The organism is Vibrio jasicida CAIM 1864 = LMG 25398 (genome assembly GCF_000400365.1).
GTDB classification, from domain to species: Bacteria; Pseudomonadota; Gammaproteobacteria; order Enterobacterales; family Vibrionaceae; genus Vibrio; species Vibrio jasicida.
The window spans coordinates 218,324-237,662 of record NZ_BAOG01000063.1 but is presented as its reverse complement, the minus strand read 5'-3'; the positions used below and the strand labels follow the sequence as shown (position 1 = coordinate 237,662).

The following is a 19,339-nucleotide window of genomic DNA, read 5'->3' as shown; positions in this document are numbered from 1 at the left end:
AGGATAATGGAATAGTAATTGAGTGTTCTTATTTTTCATCAAAACGAATTTATAATGACTAGGTAAAAATATGAAAAAAACTCTTTTGCTTGCGAGTATATTGCCATTCTTGGTTGCGTGTAATTCCTCAGACACAAGCGGTGATAATGACATTGATACTGGAATAAAGCCGATTCAACCAATCGAACCCGCTCCTCCAGTTCACTCTATAGAACCGGGTGAGCCTGTTCATCCGATTGAACCGAGCGAACCTGTTCACCCGATTGAGCCAGAAAGACCAGAAGAGCCAGTCCACCCTATTGAACCTGGAATATCAATGTATCAAACTGTCGCCAATCATTTTAATAAAACTTATGATGAGATTTATGATTTCTGTGAATCGGATTACTCTTTAGATAATAAACCTAATGATAAATACAATATTTATTGTAAATGGAATAACCTTCATAAAAAGTTTACTGTCACTTTTGACTCTGAGTCATATAAATCAGAAAGTAAAATACCATATTCAGCTAAAATAGAGTTCGATATAACGGACCACTTCCAGTCTATTGGTTATTTTGGGTATAGAATGAATGTGAGTTTTCCTAACAACGACAGTTACCTTAATGTCTCTGAATTTGTTATTCGTCAATACTACTCTTCATCCGGCGTAGAAGAAGTAGTAGCGGAGCAATTATTTGATCCTTTGATTTTTCAAAGTAGTGCTCTGCTATCCATTGAGAATGATTTAAGCAATGACGAGCAAAATACTATGATTCCAAAGCAACGTTTCCAAGGCTTGCCTGAAAACTATTTCCAAATAGAAACAACTTTAGAAACAAATCCGAATGGTTCAGTGACTCAGATACATAAATTCCACCAATCGCAGCCGTTCCACAAGCTAGTTACTATTTTCGGAATGTAGCATCCTGCAAGTCCCCGCCTTTGCGAATCAATAACCCCTGATAAGCAAAGTGCTGGGGACACCTTTCCTAGTTCATATTTTCAGCCAAGAAATCAATCAGTAAGCGCACTTTTGGCGACAGATTTCGGTTTTGTGGGTACAGCGCCCAAATACCTTCACGATCGTCGCGGTAATCGGTTAACACTTCCACCAGCTCGCCATTATCTAACGCCTCTTGCACGTAGTAGTCCGGCAGTTGCACCAAACCTAGACCACGTTTTGCCGCATCGACCAAAGCAAAGCCACTGTTGCATTTGATTCGGCCAGAAACACGTAAAGACTTTTCACGTTTTTGCTCTTTAAAGTGCCAGTAATCAGCAGTACCGACCAAACATTGGTGGTGACTCAGCTCAGACAAGGTATGCGGTTCACCCGAGCGATCTAGATATGCTGGACTGGCACACACGTAAAGCTGTCGAGATGACAAACGCTTGGCAATCAAACTGGAGTCTTGCAAACGTCCGAGACGAATCGCCACATCGACACCTTGCTCAATCAAATCTAACTTTTGGTTGGTCAGATTCAAATCCAGATTCACCTGCGGATATTTCTCAATAAACTGGTGTAGCAACGGCGCTAAGTTCATCTCACCATACGTCACAGGAGCGGTTACTTTGAGCAAACCTTTCGGTTCTGCTTGCATTTGCGTGACCGCTAACTCTGCCAACTCTAGACCTTCGACAAGGTGTTTACATTGCTGATAATAAAGCTGCCCCGCTTCTGTCAGTGAGACTTTTCGCGTAGTGCGGTGCAGCAATTTAACGGCTAGACGTTCTTCAAGCGCAGAGACACGACGGCTGATTTGCGCCACCGATGTTTTCAACTTGTTGGCTGCGCCAGTGAAGCTGTTGGTTTCTGCGACAGCAACGAACTCGCTCACGCCTTCCCAATTCGCCATGGTTGTGGTTCCTATGGAATTCTATTTATTGCTTATTCTCACACAAAGTTAAATGCAGAGAAAACCTGTTTAAAAAGGATAGCCGACTAAATGCACCGCTTGTTGTGGCCAAATGATATTTAGGGACAGCACCATGGTGTCTTCTGTGCTCATCCATTCGCGAGGTTTTACTTCCATCTTTAGATTGTCGGTAGGTTGGTATCCGCTCGACTGGTAAACCTGTGTTCGCCCAAACAACACAGAAAAAGCATCACCTCTCTCGAGTGCATCTTGGTGAATCACTTTGAGCAACATTTTCACTAACCCTTTGCCGCGATACTCCGGTTGGACGCAAACTTCGGCAATGCCGCTGATCGGAAAAGATTGATCGTCAATCATCACCTGCTTTTCATGTACTGCAATATGAGCCGCAAGTTGAGTGTCATCCCAAATAAGGTAACGATGGCGAGGCATCTCTTGAAAATAGCGCTGAGTTCGGAAGATTTTATCTTGTTCTTTGGTAAAACAAGTCGCGAGTAACGTTCTTAGCTTGGCATCGAGTGCGGGGGTGACGTCATCATCTAATAAGTATTCGAAGCGCATGATTTACCTCATCTATTCTTCATAATTAAAGGTAAACTTTTGGCAAATAACTTACTGAGATATAGCGCAAATAAAGAAAGCGCAGACTGAGCTGCGCTTTCCATTTGTTGCATATAGGCAAATCAGTGTTTGAGAATATCTCGCTTCACTTCGCCTTTTAAATCCGTCAATGTTTGCTGCTCAGTATCAATCAAGAAGTGGTCACTGGCTTGTCCCGTTGCAAACTTCTCTAGGATCACAAATAGGCTACCAAAGCGTGAGCGGAAGACTTCACCAACCGAGTATTCACCTAAGTCACCAAGTTCAGAATCGACCGTTCCCGCGAACTCAGCCAGCTCTCGACTTAACAACTCGTATTGCAATAGCTGTGCTTCTTCAATATCGCGGAAAGCCAGTTCATCGGCATTACGCAGGCGGTAGAAATCTGTTGCTAGCTCTTCACCATTCCATGCAGCAAAGTCATCAAGATTAAAGCCTCCCTGTTGAGCAATCGCTTGAGCTTGTTGCGTCGCCGCCTGCCAATCTTTCTGGAATTGCTCATAATCTACGACCGCGTTTTCATCACAATTAACAATGTCGTACCCTAGCTCTTTCGCTAACTGACACACGGTAAATTGAGTAGAAAGCTGAGACATGATCAACATATCATCACCATCCATGTGCAAAAGCATTTCACGCATTTCCAGTGGCCAATCACTTGGTAGGAAGCGCAGACGCGTCAGTTCTCGGATGTGCCAATCAGTCAGAGCATAATAGCTTTCAGCTTCAAGAATCTCTTTATTCCAAATGCTCGCCTTTGCAGTTTCATCATCACCTGCTTGTTCAGTCAGGTGTTCATGCTCACGTGCATAGTGCTCAAACAACTCGTTGTAGCCTTCAACTTTGTCGATCACGACAGTTTCCACTTCGATTTGATGATCAGGACGGATATTCAATAGCTTATAAGCTGGAATGTAGCCCGCCAGAGAAGGGGCTTGAATGTTGAAAAGCGTGTGTTGCACACCGTCAATCACATAGCTCTTCTTACCAGTATCGTTAAAGTGCATGTGGCCACCAACGTGAATGCTCAACCCCGTCGCTGCAAGTGCTTTACTGGTATCGTCATTTGGCTCACGAGATAACTGATGGCTTCCTTCTCCGAACAAGTCTTCAATGTCTTCGGATGCACCATTATAGAAATCCGTCATTGGAAAATGGCTGAACGACACAAGTGTTTTGTTCTGCTCTTTTGCCGCTTTAACGACCTCACTGATCCACTCAATCACGTGCTGTTTGTGGGTCAGCATCATGTTGTAGCCTGCACTGCTGGAGCCATCGAAGTCATCGCCGCTGATGGAATCTTCTACCAAGGTTTCTTTTGGCTTGTAAACGTTCGCATCTATCGCCAACAACCACAAGCCTTTTACTGGCTCTACCAAGTAGCTGGTATCTGGCACCACCGCACAGTTGGTGTAACCGTCTTGTTTGTATTCACCGCCCGTCCCTTGGTGGCAAATCTCAAACATGCGCTTATCATAAGCGGCTTCTTCGGCGGCAAGTTCATATGAATAGTTGTTACGAGCTTCTTCACTGCTGTAGGGCGTTTCGAAATACAAATAATCTTCTTGAGGATAGAAACCGTGCGTACCAAGGATATCCATGATCTCTTTGTAGCCCCACTCTTGTACCTCTTCCGTACAGATGGTGTCTAAATTGTCGCCTTCACCGGGAATGATCCCCCACTCGCCTTCGTAATCAACACACTCATCCTTACCTCGGCTAAAGATGCGTTGTTTCTTGCCGCCCTCACCAAGGTAATCAGATTTGCCCGCTGCCACGGTAAAAGGTTTGTTGGGATCATGGTTGCCCGGTGCAGCAAAAAACTCAAGACCATAAGTCTCACGATAATGGTCAAAGATTTTCACTAACCCACGCATGTGCACAGGTTGGCCGTCATCACTGAAATCCCCTGGTAGTGCAACATATTTAATTCCGCGCTCTACCACGTCATCCAGTGCAGCGATCATCGCGAAATAGTTTTCGTTAAACAACCGCGTCGATTCCATCTGCGACTGCATGGTACGAATCGTCGCATATTTACCGCTGGCGTTGGTGTAGAGACCTTGGAAAGAGCCGTCTTGGAAGTCACCATATACATCGTGGAAGTGGATGTCTGGCATAAACGCCACTTGAACTGGCGCTTCGAGCTCTGGTGTATCACTGCTTGAAGAGTCTGAATTACAACCAACTAGAGTAGCTGCAATCAGACCGGAGAGTACGGTCAATGTACTGCGTTTCATTTTTCCCATCCCGATAAAGAGTAATAATTTGAAATCGGGCGAGGAGCTTAGGTGGAAAAAATGACAATTAAGTTGCGACTTTCTTACAACTTATCGTAACTAAATAGAATTTGTGACTCTCGTTCACACTCTTTTTAATCAATAACTTAAACCAATAATCGATGTATCATAGACTGATTTAAACCATTGATGTTCACTATACTTCTAACTGAACATCAATGGCTCAGTCATTCAGAATCGTTATAGCTGAGGTAACGGTTTTAAGTCTTGGTACTCGGCATCTAGCTCAATACCAAAATGCGCTTTTAATGCCGATAGATACTCAGGGCCTCCGTTAAGCTCTACCTCGACCACTTTGTCATTTTCTCGATACTTTAACGTATGATTTGCCAGTGTGATGATCCCCGATTCCGTAGGCAGCGTGGCTACGCGACTAGACGTAAAGCGCGACGTGGGTGACGTAGAAGCAAAGTGATTACCGCAAACAATGTCGCCATCAAACACATGTTCAAAATCCAAGCTATACATATCAAGCCACTGGCTTTCATTGTCATATGATTGAACTTGCAACATATATCCAACGCGCTCGTCTTCAATAAAGCGGAATGTTTGAATATCAGTATGAATAGCTTGGTTAAGTACGAATGGCAATGGTGCTCTCGGCGTATTCGAGCCAAAGCCAGCATCGACAATCCATTTTTCATCGCCCATTGTGACCAAAGTAAACTGATGCGTTCTACCTGAGGGCGTACCGGATAAGTGCACGCGACCTAAAAGCGGTCTAGCATCAAACCCCACCTTTTGCAGTACTCTTAAAAGCAATCCATTCAATTCAAAGCAATATCCCCCACGGTTGTGATAGACCAGCTTGTCGATAATGTCTCGCTCAGAGATAGATACGCCTCTCCCCAATGCAATATCAAAGTTTTCAAATGGAAATTTTCGCTGTTGATTTATATGCAACTTGAACAATAAATTAATGCTAATGTCTAAGGCTTGTGCAACACCTATTTTATCTAAGTAAACCTGTAAATCTGTGTTGTTCATTGTGATCCTAACTCGCTGTTTCTTCGCAATGGGCGACACAATAAAACCTCAACCGTAGTTGAGGTCAAACGACAATGCGATTTTTCTGCTACTTATTTGCTTGCATAAATAACGGTTCCAATCGCCCATTATTACATTTACGTAAAAATCATTTTCAATTTAACCGGATTATCATTTTTCGTGAAACACCTAAAATGGGCACCAACAAAACGACGCAGCGTAGAGAGAAACTCTCAACTACGCTTATGACGTCACTCTACATACTGAGAATATAAAGGAAACATCCAATGGCACTTGAAATCAAACCAGGTCAAACTCACATTAAATCAAAAGCAATGGTTGCATGGGCTGCAGGTGAGCCACTTAAAATGGAAGAAGTTGATGTACAACTTCCAAAAGCGGGCGAAGTTCTTGTTCGTATCGTAGCAACTGGTGTTTGTCACACTGACGCATTCACACTATCAGGTGACGATCCAGAAGGTATCTTCCCTTCAATCCTTGGTCACGAAGGTGGCGGTATCGTTGAGATGGTTGGCGAAGGCGTAACAAGCGTTGAAGTTGGCGACCACGTTATCCCACTTTACACAGCTGAATGTGGTGAGTGTAAGTTCTGTAAATCTGGCAAAACTAACCTATGTCAGGCAGTACGTGAAACACAAGGTAAAGGCCTAATGCCAGATGGCACAAGCCGCTTCTCTGTAAATGGTGAGACAATCTTCCACTACATGGGTTGTTCTACTTTCTCTGAGTACACTGTACTTCCAGAAATCTCACTAGCGAAAGTAAACAAAGAAGCGCCACTTGAAGAAGTTTGTCTTCTAGGTTGTGGCGTAACCACTGGTATGGGTGCGGTACTTAACACAGCTAAAGTTGAAAAAGGCGACACAGTTGCTGTATTCGGTCTTGGCGGTATCGGTCTTTCTGCAATCATCGGTGCACGTATGGCTGGTGCAAGCAAAATCATCGGTGTCGACATCAACGAAAGCAAGTTCGAGCTAGCAAAACAACTTGGCGCAACTGATTGCATCAACCCAATGAAATTCGACAAACCAATCCAAGACGTTATCGTTGAGATGACAGACGGTGGTGTTGACTACTCATTCGAATGTATCGGTAACGTAAACGTGATGCGTCAAGCTCTTGAGTGTTGTCACAAAGGTTGGGGTGAGTCGGTAATCATCGGCGTTGCGGGCGCAGGTCAAGAGATCTCAACTCGTCCATTCCAACTAGTAACTGGTCGTGTATGGCGTGGCTCTGCTTTCGGTGGTGTTAAAGGCCGCTCTGAGCTTCCAGAAATCGTAAACCGTTACATGGCTGGCGAATTCGGTCTACAAGAATTCATCACGCACACTATGGGCCTACAAGACGTGAACGAAGCATTCGAATTGATGCACAAAGGTGAATCTATCCGTACTGTTCTTCACATGGATAAATAATCCAAGATACAACTCACGTAATGTGATTGATATTTGAAATAAGCTCTCTTCTCTCTGGACACGTTTTCCTCGGGAAGAGAGCCATCCACTGTCTTAACGGTCTTGTCCGCCGTTAGAAAATCATTGTTTTAAATACTCACTGTTTTTAAATAAACATTGTTTTATCGAGAGATTATCCATGACCATTGAAAGCCTAAGCCAAGCCAAAGTATTCGGTGGTTGGCATAAACAGTACACGCACGAATCTCGCACACTCAATTGCAACATGCGCTTTGCGATTTTCTTGCCACCTAATGCAACAAAATCAAACCCAGTTCCAGTGGTTTACTGGTTATCTGGCCTGACTTGTACCGACGAGAATTTCATGCAGAAAGCCGGTGCATTTCAAATGGCAGCAGAGTTGGGTATCGCGATTGTGGCGCCAGATACAAGCCCTCGCGGTGACGACGTGGCAGACGACGAAAATTACGACCTAGGTAAAGGCGCAGGTTTCTACCTAAACGCGACGCAAGAACCGTGGTCACGTCATTACCATATGTACGATTACATCACCAAAGAGCTGCCTGCGATCATAGAAAGCAACTTCCCTGTTTCAGATGTGAAGTCGATTTCCGGTCATAGCATGGGTGGTCACGGTGCAATCACGATTGGTTTGAAAAACGCGAGCCAATACCGCTCAATTTCAGCGTTCAGCCCAATCAGTAACCCAATGCAATGTCCTTGGGGCCAAAAAGCGTTTACCGCTTACCTAGGCACAGATATTGAGAGTTGGAAACAATACGATGCGAGCGAATTACTTAAGCAAAACAAATCCCCATTGCCGATTTTAGTCGACCAAGGTGATGCAGATAACTTCCTTGCTGAGCAATTGAAACCAGATGCGTTACTGGCGGCAGCAAAAGCTCATGATTCTGAAGTTGAATTGCGAATGCAATCAGGTTACGACCACAGCTACTTCTTTATTTCGAGCTTTATTGCTGAGCACTTAAACTTCCATGCGAAGCACTTATTTGCGTAGTACTTGCTGGTGATAAAACAAAAAGCGATGAAAAACCAAACGGTTTAATATCTTGTCCTATACAAAGCCACTCATTCATTGGGTGGCTTTTTGTGTTCTAAAAACACTCACCTCCCCTTTACACAGCCCCCATTGCAATTTGCCGAAATGACGTCTAACTTGTAATTGAACATCATTCAATTATCGCTAACACTGTATGAAAAAACCAACGTCAGCCCTGTTAACCTCGACTTGCTTCGGGTTGTTAGCAACCTCTCCTATTGCCGAGGCAATAAGCTTCTTCGATCCCATCGATGGGCAATTAGATATGGGCGAGTACCTTGCTGAAAACGCCTATGGCTTTCTACCTGTTCCGATTGTGATTACTGAGCCTGCCGTCGGCTACGGTTTGGGCTTTACTGGCGTGTTCTTGCATGAATCCGATGAGCAACGAGAGAAAAGACGTGAGTTAGCCGAAACGTCTCTCGATGGAGGCGCTCAACTGTTAACACCTGCAATCACCGCGGTAGGTGGTTTCGCGACTGAAAACGGCACTTGGATGGGCTTTCTTGGTCACCGCCGGACCTGGGCGCAAGACACCGTTCGTTACCTTGGTGGCGTCGGATATGGCGACTTTAATATGACCTTCTATCCACAATCCTCCTTACCTGGGCTAGATAACGTATTTAATGGTAAGGGGTTAGATTTCGAGATAACTGGCGGCGGCATGCTCAACCATCTTCAATACCGCATTATTGATGCCCCGTTGTTTATCGGGGTGAAACAACTCTATTTCGTCACCGACCAAAAAATCACTAACTCTCCTGTTGCGGATAAGTTGCTGCAAACCCTGACCAACACCTCACCCACCACCTCTGGGTTGGGTCTGACATTGGAATGGGACAGCCGAAACAACTTCTTTAGCCCAACTGAGGGCTACAACTACAAAGCGGAGTATCTTTGGTACAACGACGCCATTGGCAGTGATTACGAATACGAGCAGTTGGATGTAGAGGGGATTAATTATTGGGAACTGGCAGACGACTGGTCGTTGGCACTGCGTGGACAATACAAGGCACTCTACACTGACGAACGCTTTTTACCACCAGCGTCTTACCCAGACATTGAACTGCGTGGCGTGGCGAGAAATCGCTATCAAGGTGACGAAACCTTATCAGTAGAATCTCAACTGACTTACCAATGGAATACCCGCTGGTCGACCAATATCTTTGGCGGTTTTGGTTACGCATCAACAAATGAGCCGTTATTCGAAAATGATGCCGAATACGCTTATGGCGTCGGCTTTCGTTACCTCATCGCTCGTCGTTATGGGTTACAAGCAGGTATGGACTTTGCCTTCAGCGATGAGGACAGTGCGGTTTATTTCCAAGTGGGCTCAGGCATGTAAACCCACTCGGTTCTCATCATCATGATTGATACTTAGGGTTCGCACCGTATTGGTTCGAGCCTTCTTCACTGTCTTGAATTAAGAAGTACAACAGCACCAAAATACCTATAATTGGAACAAAGGCGATAAGAGCCCACCAACCTGAGCGTCCTGAATCATGTAAGCGACGCACGGTGACCGCTATCGACGGTATCATAATAAACAGCGCATAAATCACACCGAAAAAACCAAAATTATCCATTTGCATCAGGCTACCAATCACCCTATCGATGATAGCCATGACTAAATTGACCAACACATTCACCAACGTAAAGTACCAATACTCTTGGCGTCTTGCTCTACCACTAAAGTTGGTGTAATTGAGGATAACCTTGTAATACCAATCAAACATATCGCTTCTCCGATTGAGTTGAATGTGTCGCGAAAGTTAGACAACGTGGTGCAAGTTGCACATAAAATGAACGAAATGATATATTCATCCAATAGTTCTATTTTTAACTCTCTCATTAACCTTGACGTATATTCCACCAACGGTTACTTTTCACCCATAACGTATTATATAAAACCATCAGGTTGGCTCTATTATTAATAAATATATGACCGAGATTTTAACTGGCGATGTTCGCTCTAGTTGCAATGCCGGCAATAAAAATCAAAGGGCACAAGATGAGAAAAACACTAGCACTCGCTTTGCTTTTGTTTGCACCAATACTTTTTGCAAACACAATACAGTTTAGCAGTCCTGAGAAACCCAATGTCGTTGTGGCACTAAAAGACTTAGAGTCCTTGCCTCAAACCACTTACACCACACAACTTCCTTGGCTAGACAGCCCAGCAGAATTTGACGGTGTAAAACTTAGCACCCTCCTACAACATGCCTTTGGCAAAGTACCTGAGCGTGTCGAAGTTCGTGCACTTAATGACTACCATTCAAACCTCTCGCGCGAAGACATCCTGCGCTATCAACCGATCGTGGCGTATAAGCAAAACCATCGTTACATTAAAGTAAGAAATAAAGGCCCATACTGGCTGATCTACTCAATGGATGAATATCCGGAAATTGATATCGCCCTATACCATTCACAAATGGTGTGGCAAATAAACAGGATCAGCGCGAAAGAAGAATAACAATGAAAGCAAAGCCCAATCCCCCTCATCAGGGGCCATTTTCAACCAAGAGCAAGTTACTCTTACTGATATTTGCATCCACACTGCTGTTCGCAAACGTACTCCTACTGCAAGAAACTCGAGCGCTCACTAAAACCTATTCGGATCAACAAAACCAAGCCACTTGGTTCTTGTTCCATCTTTCGAAAGAATTATCTGAACTGGTAGGGGAAGCTCGACGCTTGAACGAAAGCGTGATGAACATTGATTCCGCTGAGCTGCAATACGAGCTAGCGTGGAGCCGTTTTGATTTGCTGATTAACAATAAAGAAGCCGATTCTTTTCTCTCACGAGAAGAGGTTCGAGTTTATTTTCTTTCTCTGTTTGACCAATTCCAACAACTCGAACCAATATTAGTAGAAGCGAAAACGGGCAGTAGCGTCGCCGCGAGTCAGTTTTATCGTGAAACTCAAAACCTCTACATGCAAATGATCGATTACGTCACTCTGCATTTTCGTGTTGCCAGTCCCCTCTACAAACATCAACAAGAGAAAGCGTATAACTTGCTGCAAGCGCAATACGTATTGCTCGGTATCTTTGTCCTAACCGTGGCACTGTTGACGTATTTTTATAAACGTGAGTCCAAGTTCCACAAAAAAATGGCATTGAGCGATCCGCTCACCAAGCTTGCTAACCGAAGCGCGCTGTTTATTGATTTACACCGAAAGGAAGAAACCAACTCGCCTTTCTCACTAATGCTGCTCGATTTAAACGGCTTTAAGGACATCAATGACACCTTAGGCCATCAAGCTGGCGATATTGCGCTCATAGAAATCGCAACTCGTCTAAGCCAAATGGCGCTGGATGACTTTGCCGTGTATCGCATGGGCGGCGACGAATTTGCCGTGATCGTCGACTCTATTGATCAAACGAAAATCGATGAAGTCACGCACCATATCAATGTGGTGTTTGAAAAGCCGATTCTCTCCTCTGAGCAAGCCAATGGCCTATCGACAAGTTTGGGGGTCGCTAGCTACCCGCAAGACGCAGACAACATTGACTTCCTGATCAATTTAGCGGATAAGCGCATGTACAAAATGAAATTCCAACGTTAAACGGATAACCATGATGAAAAACTTCATGCGAGCAGTACTATTACTGCTAGTGATCGCGATAGGTGTACTGGCTTGGGTATTTATCCCTTCTCACGAAACCGTAGGTGCACAAACCCTCGAAGAAGCGCTCAACGACAACTACACACTGGTTGGCCATCGCATTCATTCGACAGACCCAGATGCCGGCAATATGTTTGGTTACTTCGTGGTGTACAAAGGCGCAAGCACGGATGATTTGGAGCCGTTTTTGGTAACTTCTGATCAGTTTATTCGCATGGAGCAAACCGGTGATAACACGCTAACCCTCACCGTGAATGGTCGCATCTACCGCTACCATAACGACCTGTGGGTAGAGAACCCAGATGGCAAGTTGCAACATTGGTTTGTCAGCGCGACAGCGAAATACGTCCGCTAAGCAGACGCATACTTAGCTTCAGCTACTTAGCTGCAGATACTTAACTTGAGATAAACAAAAGCCCCGTTCATTACGTTGCGGGGCTTTTTATGTTCGAAACTGGCGAGGCAGAGATTAAAGCACTTTCTCTTTGATCACTTTCATTACGCCCGAGTCACGATTGCTTGGTGCGGAGAAACGTGCGATTTTCTTCACCGCTTCGTGCGCGTTTTCCATCGCGTAGGAATGCTCGCTCACTTGCAGCATCTCTAGGTCATTCAGGTAATCACCAAACGTCATGGTCTCTTCTGGACCAAACCCCATGGTATCTTGAAGGTGTTTGATCGCCGCGCCTTTTGATGCTTCTGCATTCATCACGTCTAGCCAAATCTTCGCGCTCACCACAACTTGATGGCTGTAACCAAACTTCGCACTCATGGTTGGGAAAACCAACTCTTCAGAACCACCAAAGTGACAAATCGCTACCTTGATAAACTCATCGTCAACGGCCAGTAGATCTGGCACGTATTCACAGCGATGGTAGTACTTCTGGAACTCTTCCAACGCTTTAGGATCTTTAGTTTCAATGTAAGCCGAACGCTTACCACACAGCACTAGGTGCGTACCTTCAATCTCACGAGCCGCTTGGATGATCGCATCAATTTCTGTTTTTGGAATGGTGCAGCTGTATAGCTCTTTATCTTGGTACATCACCAAGGTGCCGTTTTCCGCCACATAAATCATACGGTCTTGAATCGGTGCAAACGTATCGCGCAAACTGTAGTACTGACGCCCCGATGCCGCCGAGAATAGAATTCCCTTCTCTTCTAGCTGCAAAAACAGATCAAAGAACTCAGGGTCTAAACGACCGTATTGGTCAAGTAAGGTGCCATCCATATCGGTGGCAATAAATTTGATGCTAGCTTGTGACATGAACTTAAACTCAAATAAAGCAGCGCAGGTCACTCATCGAATGAAAGCAGGCTGCAAAAAATAGTCTTGGTAAGGTACAGGATATTGGGTGAATCTCAAGCTGAAATGATAGGGTATCATTCAGGAATCAGCTTGAGATAATGAGGAAATTAGGCGGTAGCCAAGGTACTAGATTCCGCCATGGGCTGAACCATTGGTTTGGCCAACTCCAGACTGTGAATAGTGCCAATCAAGAAATCGAGTTCGCGATAAATCTCAGCAACGGCTTCAAACTCCCCCGCTGGCTCATCCAATTTTGGCTCAAACAGTTCTTTCCAATGCGAAATGGCAATATAGAGCTTTCCGTTCACTTGAGAAAACGACAAGCGAGAAAACTCGCTCTCACGATGAAAAGTCAGCACACGCTCGATCAATTCATCCGTCAGCAGTTGCTTTGCGGTGTCTAAATCGTCGCTGTACACCTCATACTGTTGGTCAAACTCTGGGTGACCCATTCGCACTCTTTTACCTATCTGAATCTTGAAGAAACGGTCCCACAGCTTTTCACGAAGCGTTGGCCCATCATCGCGGTCACTCAAAACAAAGGTGCAAACGTCGTCATTCATCGGAACGTCTATTTCACAAAACAACCCCGCAAAAAACACGTGATGCTTACTCGAACTATCGCTTCCTGAACTGATGAGCTTTGACGCTTCTATCTCAGACATCACCACCTTCGCTTCTCCAATGGTGCCTGAAATAAAATCATCACTCTCGAAACCATCACAACGGTCTAAATACAAACCACTGTGCTCGAAGGCTTCTTTGGAAAGTTTACGATTTGGGTCCCAACTGAGTGAGGGCTCAATGTGCGCTAACAAGCTCTGCATGATGTGCTGCTTGTAGGTCGTGCGAAACTGATTGTGCTTTTGATTGAAGTACGCCCAACCGCCGAGCATCAATGCCAAAAGAACAAACATCATGGCGGAGGTAGTGAGGTCAAACACGACTGTGCCAAAGAAACCCAGAACCGCCAAACCTAGAAACTTGCGTCGACGCAGTGCTTCTAAACGTAAAGCTTCAAGCGGTTCGAGTTTGTGCCTTAAGTCATTTTCAAACAGTGTTTTGAGCTGATCTGTCGTCATCACTTTCCTTTCATTTTTAGAGTTGAGTCCATTACCAACAACTACAAGATGAATCATTACCACCGCTACACGCATCACTAGGAAGACAGTCCAAAGAGTTGCACCCCATATCTGTCACACAAGATGAGTCTTTGTTCTTACGCCTTTTTCGGTTATGGGAAGAATCCCCATTTTGCAGACGTTGATGCGCATGTCGACAGCGTTCGAATTGGTTTTGAACGCTGCTATAGCTAGAGATCACTCCCTTGCGTTGAATCATTTTGCTGATGGCAGCAGAACAAGAATCCGTGCCGTAATACACCGCATGAGCGCAGCGGAAGCCTTTGTGTGGGGAAAGATAGCGTTGATAAAATCGTATCAATGCCAACACCAGTTTAGACATGCTTTTCCTTTTGCATCTAATGAGTCATTTGAGAACTACGCCTTTACTAATCAATCAAGACAGTACATCACTCAAATTAATCATTTCAAACGCAATCCTGATTTCTGCGCTCTAAGCGATGAAAATCATTGAGATAGAAAGTAAAGGCAAGCCGACACAGCTAGCTCAGGAGCGCCTTCGAATAGCAATCACTGCCAAAACAGGTACAATCCGTGCTCGATTTTTATTTCGCGCGGACTCACTCTCATGCACTCGCCTGAACAATGCTTTACTCGATTTACTGCGGACATTTCTGGCTACGACTTGCCGGCGCAGTTTACGTTTCCGTTCTACTACACGCCTCACCCATTATGTGTGTTGGCTGCCGAGCAATTACAGCAGCACCTCACAACACAAACTGACTTCGAACACGATTTTGGTCTTGAGGATGAGCAAAATGGACGTGGCAAGATGTTCGGTGTTTTGCTAGTGCGTAACCTGCAAGGTGTGCTTGGTTATTTCAGTGCATTCTCAGGCAAGATTGCCGATCAAAACTTGCTTCCAGGTTTTGTTCCACCCGTATTCGACATGCTGACAGAAGAAGGTTTCTTCCGGGGTGAGACAGATGCCATTAATGCTGCGAACGCGGAATACAAAGCCTTTGCTGCCAACCCTGAACTGGCACAACTTAAAGCAGAAATCAAAGCAGACCGTGAAGCGTATCAGCAAGAAGAGAATGCCCATCGCCAAGTGATGATTGCTGGTCGTGCGGAGCGAAAACAGCAACGCAAACAAGGTGAACAAACTCTGAGTCCAGAAGATCTGACAGTGCTACTGGATGATTTGGGTAAACAAAGTGTGGCCGAGAAGAATGTCCTCAAGTACCTCAAACAGGCTTGGGACGAAAAGCTAGCAATCAAAGAAGCGCGCTTAACTGAGCTAGAACAAAAACTGGCAGAACTTAAAGAGCAGCGCAAAGATTTGTCTAATGCGCTGCAGCACAAACTGCATAAGCAATACCGCTTCTTGGACAACCACAGTGCCGAGCGCGATTTGGTGGACATTTTTGCTCCTACCACCAACCCAGTACCACCAGCAGGTGCAGGTGAATGTGCAGCGCCGAAACTGCTTCAGTTCGCATACAAACATGGCTACCAACCGCTTGCGTTGGCTGAATTTTGGTGGGGCGTCTCACCGAAGTCGGAAGTGCGCCAGCACAAGAAGTTCTACCCATCTTGCAACAGCAAATGCCAACCGATTTTGGGGCACATGCTGCAAGGCTTGGATGTGGAACCAAACCCATTAGCAGAAAACTGGGCAGAAGATAAAGAGCTGGAAATTCTCTTCCAAGACGAAGCCATGGTGATCGTCAACAAGCCTTCAGGTCTGCTTTCCGTTCCGGGCAAAACCATCAAGGATTCAGCGTACACACGCCTGCAAGCCATGTTCCCTGATGTCGAAGGGCCGTTCGTGATTCATCGCTTGGATATGGCAACTTCGGGGATTTTGGTGTTTGCTTTAACCAAACGCGCCAACAAGAGCCTGCAAAAGCAATTCATCACACGTGGCGTACAAAAGCGTTATATGGCGCTGTTAGAAGGCGTGTTAACCGAACCTGAAGGTGAAATCTCGCTGCCGATGCGTGGCGATCCAGATGACCGTCCACGTCAACTGGTGTGCTTTGAACACGGTAAGACCGCTGAAACTTACTGGCAACTGATTGAAGTGAAAGACGGACGCAGCAAGGTATACATGTACCCGAAAACAGGGCGAACCCACCAGCTTCGTGTACACAGCGCCCACCACATGGGATTGAACATGGCAATGGTTGGTGACGGCTTGTATGGCGAAAAAGCCAACCGCCTGCATTTGCACGCTGAGATGTTGGAGTTAGACCATCCATACAGCAAAGAGCGTATGTGTTTCCAAGCAGAGTGTGAGTTTTAAAACGACTTATCAATGCAGAATAGATAGCAAAAAGGCACTGAATTTCAGTGCCTTTTTTACGTTTAGAGCGAGATAAGGTTAACTCACCTTAAACTTCGTCCACACTTGAGAGCGCCAGCGTCTTGCCATGATGATACCGCGTACCCATTCATCCAGCGCAATCGCCATCCAAGCACCAATCACGCCGTAACCCAAATGAATACCGAAGAGGTAAGAAAACACCACACCCAAGCCCCACATGCTCAGAATACCCATCTGTACTGGGAACTTGATATCTCCAGCGCCTTTCAGTGCCGAGATGAAGATAAGGTTAAACACGCGGCCCGCTTCTAGCACGATTGAGCCCATCACCAATGCGCCTGCCAATGCCAAGATTTCAGGCTGATCGGTAAATACACTCAAAATCTCTTCGTGGAACAGGTAGATCAAACACGTTGCCGCCGTTGATGCAGCAAAGCCAACTAAGAAATAAATCTGCACGCGTTTCAGAATACTGGTTACCCAACCTTTACCTATGTAATAGCCAGTCTGAATTTGAGCCGCCTGTCCAATGGCCAACGCAAAGGCGAACGAGAAACGCGCGATGTTTTGCGCATAAGTAAACGCCGCAAGTGATGACGTCCCCATTTGCACTACAAAATACACGATACAGATCTGCGCCATGTTGTAAGACAGCACCTCACCCGCGTTCATTCCACCGATTTTTAAGATCTTCTTGAACACGTCTTTCGGCACTTGTTTTACCTTGGACATAGGCAGTTCAATGCTGCTGCGTTTCAAAATCACGCCCAACAATAACGTACCAATGACTTGGCTAACTACCGTTGCAACCGCTACGCCCTCTACTCCATAAACAGGCACGCCAAATGGCTGATAAAGTGCAATGTAGTTACCGATGATGTTGAACACACCAGAGATCAGGTTCACTACCATTGGTGAGCGTGAATAACCGTGGCTACGCAGAATCGTGGTAAAGACGATACCGATGGTGACGTTGAACGTCATCGCACCGCTGATCAGCAGGTACTCGCGCGCATATTGCTCAACCTGAGCTTCTAAGCCGTAATACGGTAAGAAGAAAACCGCGCCAATCACGGCGAGTACACTTAAGAACGCACCAACAATGACCGATAACGCAACACTGGCGACACCGACATCGACCGACTCTCTTTCACGCCCTGCACCGTTATATTGCGCAATCAAAATGCCCGTGCCACTACTGACAAAGGTGGATACGATGATCAGGAAAAACGTTAATTGAGTGATAACGCCGACCGCAGACACGGCTTTGTCTGAGTAACCACTCAACATGAATACGTCACTGGTTCCTAAAGCCGTCCGTAGCAAAATTTCGACAAGTATCGGCCAAGCCAATGCCACGATGGACATACGTTGGTTGATATTCTGGCTTTTAGGCATGTGTTTGGGACCTTTCCTACAACTAAAACTGCCCCACAGAAAACTGTGAGGCAGTTCAAAAAATTAGATTTCTTAGAATTTGGCTATGTTTGTTGATTGTGTATTTAATCAACAAAATGCAGGCGCGAATTCTAGACGGACTTTGGTCACAAATACAGCGATATTTCGCCTGTTTCGCAAAATATTTTCTAATGGATTAGAGACGCACTTTAACTCGGAGAACGAAACTTAGACACAGTCGATTGACGGACAATCAGATCAATCGGTGGTAGACGAACTTCGTGCCTATCTCCGCTCAACAAATTGAGAATGGACTCAGCACAAACTGCACCAACTTCTTCAATCGGTTGACGCATTGTGGTAAGCGCAGGTGTGAAATATTGCGAAGTTGGCAAGTCATCAAAACCAATCACAGAGACATCTTGAGGCACACGAATACCATGATCATGCAATGCCTTTATCGCCCCATAGGCCGTTTGGTCATTGGCAGCAAACAGTGCTGAAAAGTGCACTTTCGATTCAATCAACTCAACGGTTTTTTCATAACCGGTTTCACTGCTGAAATCGCCTTGCTTGACCAATTTTGGCAACACTTTAATACCTGCTTCTTGCAGGGCATTTTTGTATCCCACAAAACGAGCCACCGCATCCGGTTGATTCAACAACCCTTTGATATGGGCGATATTCACATGGCCCTGTTGCATTAGATGCAGCGTCGCCATGTATCCGCCCAATACATTATCTATATTTATCGATCGAACCTTGTCACCTATCACGTCATATCCAACAGCAACGACGGGAATTCGCTGGGCATAATCGAGAATCTGCTCTTCCGTTAAACTGCCCGTCACGATGATTACACCGTCTACATTACTCTTTGCCAAATACTCCAAAGCATGAGATTCCAGTGAACGCTGCCAATGCCCTGTAGCAATCACAAGTGAATACCCCTGAGCATTGAGCCCCTTTTCCATGTCATTCAAGATACGACTGGAGTGTGGACTTTCAGGATGCTGGATCAGCACACCTATCGTCATTGAACGCGTATTGGTGCCCTGTCCCATTTGATAGTTCGGTTTGTAACCGAGTGATTTGATCGCCTTTTCAATATTCTGACTTTTCTCGTCAGAGACATACGTCGTGCGATTGAGGAAACGTGAAACGGTACTCGGGGAAACCCCCGCCAACTTTGCCACATCATAAATGGATGCCGCTTTTTTATTTTTTTTCATTGTAGGAATTTTCCCAGCAAGCTAATAATAAAAATATAAGTTGCGACGGGGAGCGCGACAACGTTTTGATAAGGGAAATGAGAACTAGATAAGTCGCCAGTACGCAAACGCGCA

18 protein-coding genes are annotated in these 19,339 nt (G+C 45.3%); 8 read left to right on the top strand and 10 right to left on the bottom strand.

Features of this window, described 5'->3' with window-relative positions; genetic code table 11:
• Positions 1-70: 70 nt before the first annotated feature.
• Positions 71-907: a hypothetical protein gene (locus VJL_RS18560; protein WP_038880222.1), complete on the top strand. Its 837-nt coding sequence runs from the start codon at positions 71-73 to the stop codon at positions 905-907.
• Between the two features lie 67 nt (positions 908-974).
• Here the strand turns inward: VJL_RS18560 and VJL_RS18555 are convergent, their stop codons facing one another.
• The 4 genes from VJL_RS18555 to VJL_RS18540 form a co-directional block, all read right to left on the bottom strand.
• Positions 975-1,844, bottom strand: coding sequence for a LysR family transcriptional regulator (locus tag VJL_RS18555; RefSeq protein ID WP_038869734.1), 870 nt, complete (start codon positions 1,842-1,844; stop codon positions 975-977).
• Between the two features lie 69 nt (positions 1,845-1,913).
• On the bottom strand, positions 1,914-2,426 hold the full coding sequence (locus VJL_RS18550) for a GNAT family N-acetyltransferase (RefSeq protein ID WP_038869736.1): 513 nt from the start codon (positions 2,424-2,426) through the stop codon (positions 1,914-1,916).
• A gap of 122 nt (positions 2,427-2,548) precedes the next feature.
• Positions 2,549-4,705: a metallophosphoesterase gene (locus VJL_RS18545; RefSeq protein WP_038880220.1), complete on the bottom strand. Its 2,157-nt coding sequence runs from the start codon at positions 4,703-4,705 to the stop codon at positions 2,549-2,551.
• A 240-nt stretch (positions 4,706-4,945) separates the two neighbouring features.
• Entirely contained in the window at positions 4,946-5,752 is an 807-nt protein-coding gene (locus tag VJL_RS18540; protein ID WP_038880218.1) for an arylamine N-acetyltransferase family protein, read from the bottom strand.
• A 287-nt stretch (positions 5,753-6,039) separates the two neighbouring features.
• Here VJL_RS18540 and VJL_RS18535 point away from each other — a divergent pair, with 287 nt between their 5' ends.
• From VJL_RS18535 to VJL_RS18525, 3 genes are all read left to right on the top strand, one after another.
• Entirely contained in the window at positions 6,040-7,188 is a 1,149-nt protein-coding gene (locus tag VJL_RS18535; protein ID WP_005428461.1) for an S-(hydroxymethyl)glutathione dehydrogenase/class III alcohol dehydrogenase, read from the top strand.
• A gap of 178 nt (positions 7,189-7,366) precedes the next feature.
• Entirely contained in the window at positions 7,367-8,206 is an 840-nt protein-coding gene (gene fghA, locus VJL_RS18530; protein ID WP_038880216.1) for an S-formylglutathione hydrolase, read from the top strand.
• Positions 8,207-8,402: 196 nt separating this feature from the next.
• Positions 8,403-9,593: a BamA/TamA family outer membrane protein gene (locus tag VJL_RS18525; RefSeq protein ID WP_038880214.1), complete on the top strand. Its 1,191-nt coding sequence runs from the start codon at positions 8,403-8,405 to the stop codon at positions 9,591-9,593.
• A 19-nt stretch (positions 9,594-9,612) separates the two neighbouring features.
• On the opposite strand, the gene VJL_RS18520 is transcribed toward VJL_RS18525, so the two are convergent.
• Positions 9,613-9,984: a DUF805 domain-containing protein gene (locus tag VJL_RS18520; RefSeq protein ID WP_038869746.1), complete on the bottom strand. Its 372-nt coding sequence runs from the start codon at positions 9,982-9,984 to the stop codon at positions 9,613-9,615.
• Positions 9,985-10,259: 275 nt separating this feature from the next.
• On the opposite strand from VJL_RS18520, the gene VJL_RS18515 reads away from it, so the two are divergent.
• The 3 genes from VJL_RS18515 to VJL_RS18505 are packed head-to-tail and all read left to right on the top strand — an operon-like array spanning position 10,260 to position 12,230.
• Positions 10,260-10,721, top strand: coding sequence for a putative pterin-binding protein (locus VJL_RS18515; protein WP_038880326.1), 462 nt, complete (start codon positions 10,260-10,262; stop codon positions 10,719-10,721).
• Between the two features lie 2 nt (positions 10,722-10,723).
• Positions 10,724-11,815: a GGDEF domain-containing protein gene (locus VJL_RS18510; protein ID WP_038869750.1), complete on the top strand. Its 1,092-nt coding sequence runs from the start codon at positions 10,724-10,726 to the stop codon at positions 11,813-11,815.
• A gap of 10 nt (positions 11,816-11,825) precedes the next feature.
• Complete coding sequence (locus VJL_RS18505; RefSeq protein WP_038880213.1) at positions 11,826-12,230, top strand: hypothetical protein; 405 nt, start codon at positions 11,826-11,828, stop codon at positions 12,228-12,230.
• Positions 12,231-12,344: 114 nt separating this feature from the next.
• Here the strand turns inward: VJL_RS18505 and VJL_RS18500 are convergent, their stop codons facing one another.
• The 3 genes from VJL_RS18500 to yidD form a co-directional block, all read right to left on the bottom strand.
• Positions 12,345-13,142, bottom strand: a complete 798-nt coding sequence (locus VJL_RS18500; protein ID WP_038880211.1) for a Cof-type HAD-IIB family hydrolase — start codon at positions 13,140-13,142, stop codon at positions 12,345-12,347.
• A 149-nt stretch (positions 13,143-13,291) separates the two neighbouring features.
• Positions 13,292-14,266: a DUF3137 domain-containing protein gene (locus VJL_RS18495; RefSeq protein WP_038880209.1), complete on the bottom strand. Its 975-nt coding sequence runs from the start codon at positions 14,264-14,266 to the stop codon at positions 13,292-13,294.
• Between the two features lie 31 nt (positions 14,267-14,297).
• Positions 14,298-14,648 (bottom strand): membrane protein insertion efficiency factor YidD, encoded by a 351-nt coding sequence (gene yidD / locus VJL_RS28050; RefSeq protein WP_081635002.1) that lies wholly within the window; start codon positions 14,646-14,648, stop codon positions 14,298-14,300.
• A gap of 246 nt (positions 14,649-14,894) precedes the next feature.
• Between yidD and VJL_RS18485 the strand changes: the two genes are divergently transcribed.
• Positions 14,895-16,574 carry a pseudouridine synthase gene (locus tag VJL_RS18485; protein WP_038880204.1) on the top strand — a complete coding sequence of 560 codons (1,680 nt, stop codon included), beginning with the start codon at positions 14,895-14,897 and terminating at the stop codon, positions 16,572-16,574.
• A gap of 78 nt (positions 16,575-16,652) precedes the next feature.
• Here VJL_RS18485 and VJL_RS18480 read toward each other — a convergent pair whose 3' ends face one another.
• Together VJL_RS18480 and VJL_RS18475 are read right to left on the bottom strand one after the other, a co-directional pair.
• Complete coding sequence (locus tag VJL_RS18480; RefSeq protein WP_038880201.1) at positions 16,653-17,993, bottom strand: MATE family efflux transporter; 1,341 nt, start codon at positions 17,991-17,993, stop codon at positions 16,653-16,655.
• 209 nt (positions 17,994-18,202) lie between these two features.
• Positions 18,203-19,225 (bottom strand): LacI family DNA-binding transcriptional regulator, encoded by a 1,023-nt coding sequence (locus VJL_RS18475; RefSeq protein ID WP_038869764.1) that lies wholly within the window; start codon positions 19,223-19,225, stop codon positions 18,203-18,205.
• Between the last annotated feature and the right edge of the window lie 114 nt (positions 19,226-19,339).

Bases quoted from the DNA above. Each gene is read 5' to 3' on its own strand.
- VJL_RS18505 (WP_038880213.1), top strand. From the start codon at position 11,826: ATGATGAAAAACTTCATGCGAGCAGTACTATTACTGCTAGTGATCGCG.
- VJL_RS18510 (WP_038869750.1), top strand. From the start codon at position 10,724: ATGAAAGCAAAGCCCAATCCCCCTCATCAGGGGCCATTTTCAACCAAG.
- VJL_RS18495 (WP_038880209.1), bottom strand. From the start codon at position 14,266: ATGACGACAGATCAGCTCAAAACACTGTTTGAAAATGACTTAAGGCAC.
- fghA (WP_038880216.1), top strand. From the start codon at position 7,367: ATGACCATTGAAAGCCTAAGCCAAGCCAAAGTATTCGGTGGTTGGCAT.
- VJL_RS18515 (WP_038880326.1), top strand. From the start codon at position 10,260: ATGAGAAAAACACTAGCACTCGCTTTGCTTTTGTTTGCACCAATACTT.
- VJL_RS18540 (WP_038880218.1), bottom strand. From the start codon at position 5,752: ATGAACAACACAGATTTACAGGTTTACTTAGATAAAATAGGTGTTGCA.
- VJL_RS18525 (WP_038880214.1), top strand. From the start codon at position 8,403: ATGAAAAAACCAACGTCAGCCCTGTTAACCTCGACTTGCTTCGGGTTG.
- VJL_RS18485 (WP_038880204.1), top strand. From the start codon at position 14,895: ATGCACTCGCCTGAACAATGCTTTACTCGATTTACTGCGGACATTTCT.
- yidD (WP_081635002.1), bottom strand. From the start codon at position 14,648: ATGTCTAAACTGGTGTTGGCATTGATACGATTTTATCAACGCTATCTT.
- VJL_RS18520 (WP_038869746.1), bottom strand. From the start codon at position 9,984: ATGTTTGATTGGTATTACAAGGTTATCCTCAATTACACCAACTTTAGT.
- VJL_RS18550 (WP_038869736.1), bottom strand. From the start codon at position 2,426: ATGCGCTTCGAATACTTATTAGATGATGACGTCACCCCCGCACTCGAT.
- VJL_RS18535 (WP_005428461.1), top strand. From the start codon at position 6,040: ATGGCACTTGAAATCAAACCAGGTCAAACTCACATTAAATCAAAAGCA.
- VJL_RS18560 (WP_038880222.1), top strand. From the start codon at position 71: ATGAAAAAAACTCTTTTGCTTGCGAGTATATTGCCATTCTTGGTTGCG.
- VJL_RS18500 (WP_038880211.1), bottom strand. From the start codon at position 13,142: ATGTCACAAGCTAGCATCAAATTTATTGCCACCGATATGGATGGCACC.
- VJL_RS18480 (WP_038880201.1), bottom strand. From the start codon at position 17,993: ATGCCTAAAAGCCAGAATATCAACCAACGTATGTCCATCGTGGCATTG.
- VJL_RS18545 (WP_038880220.1), bottom strand. From the start codon at position 4,705: ATGAAACGCAGTACATTGACCGTACTCTCCGGTCTGATTGCAGCTACT.
- VJL_RS18475 (WP_038869764.1), bottom strand. From the start codon at position 19,225: ATGAAAAAAAATAAAAAAGCGGCATCCATTTATGATGTGGCAAAGTTG.
- VJL_RS18555 (WP_038869734.1), bottom strand. From the start codon at position 1,844: ATGGCGAATTGGGAAGGCGTGAGCGAGTTCGTTGCTGTCGCAGAAACC.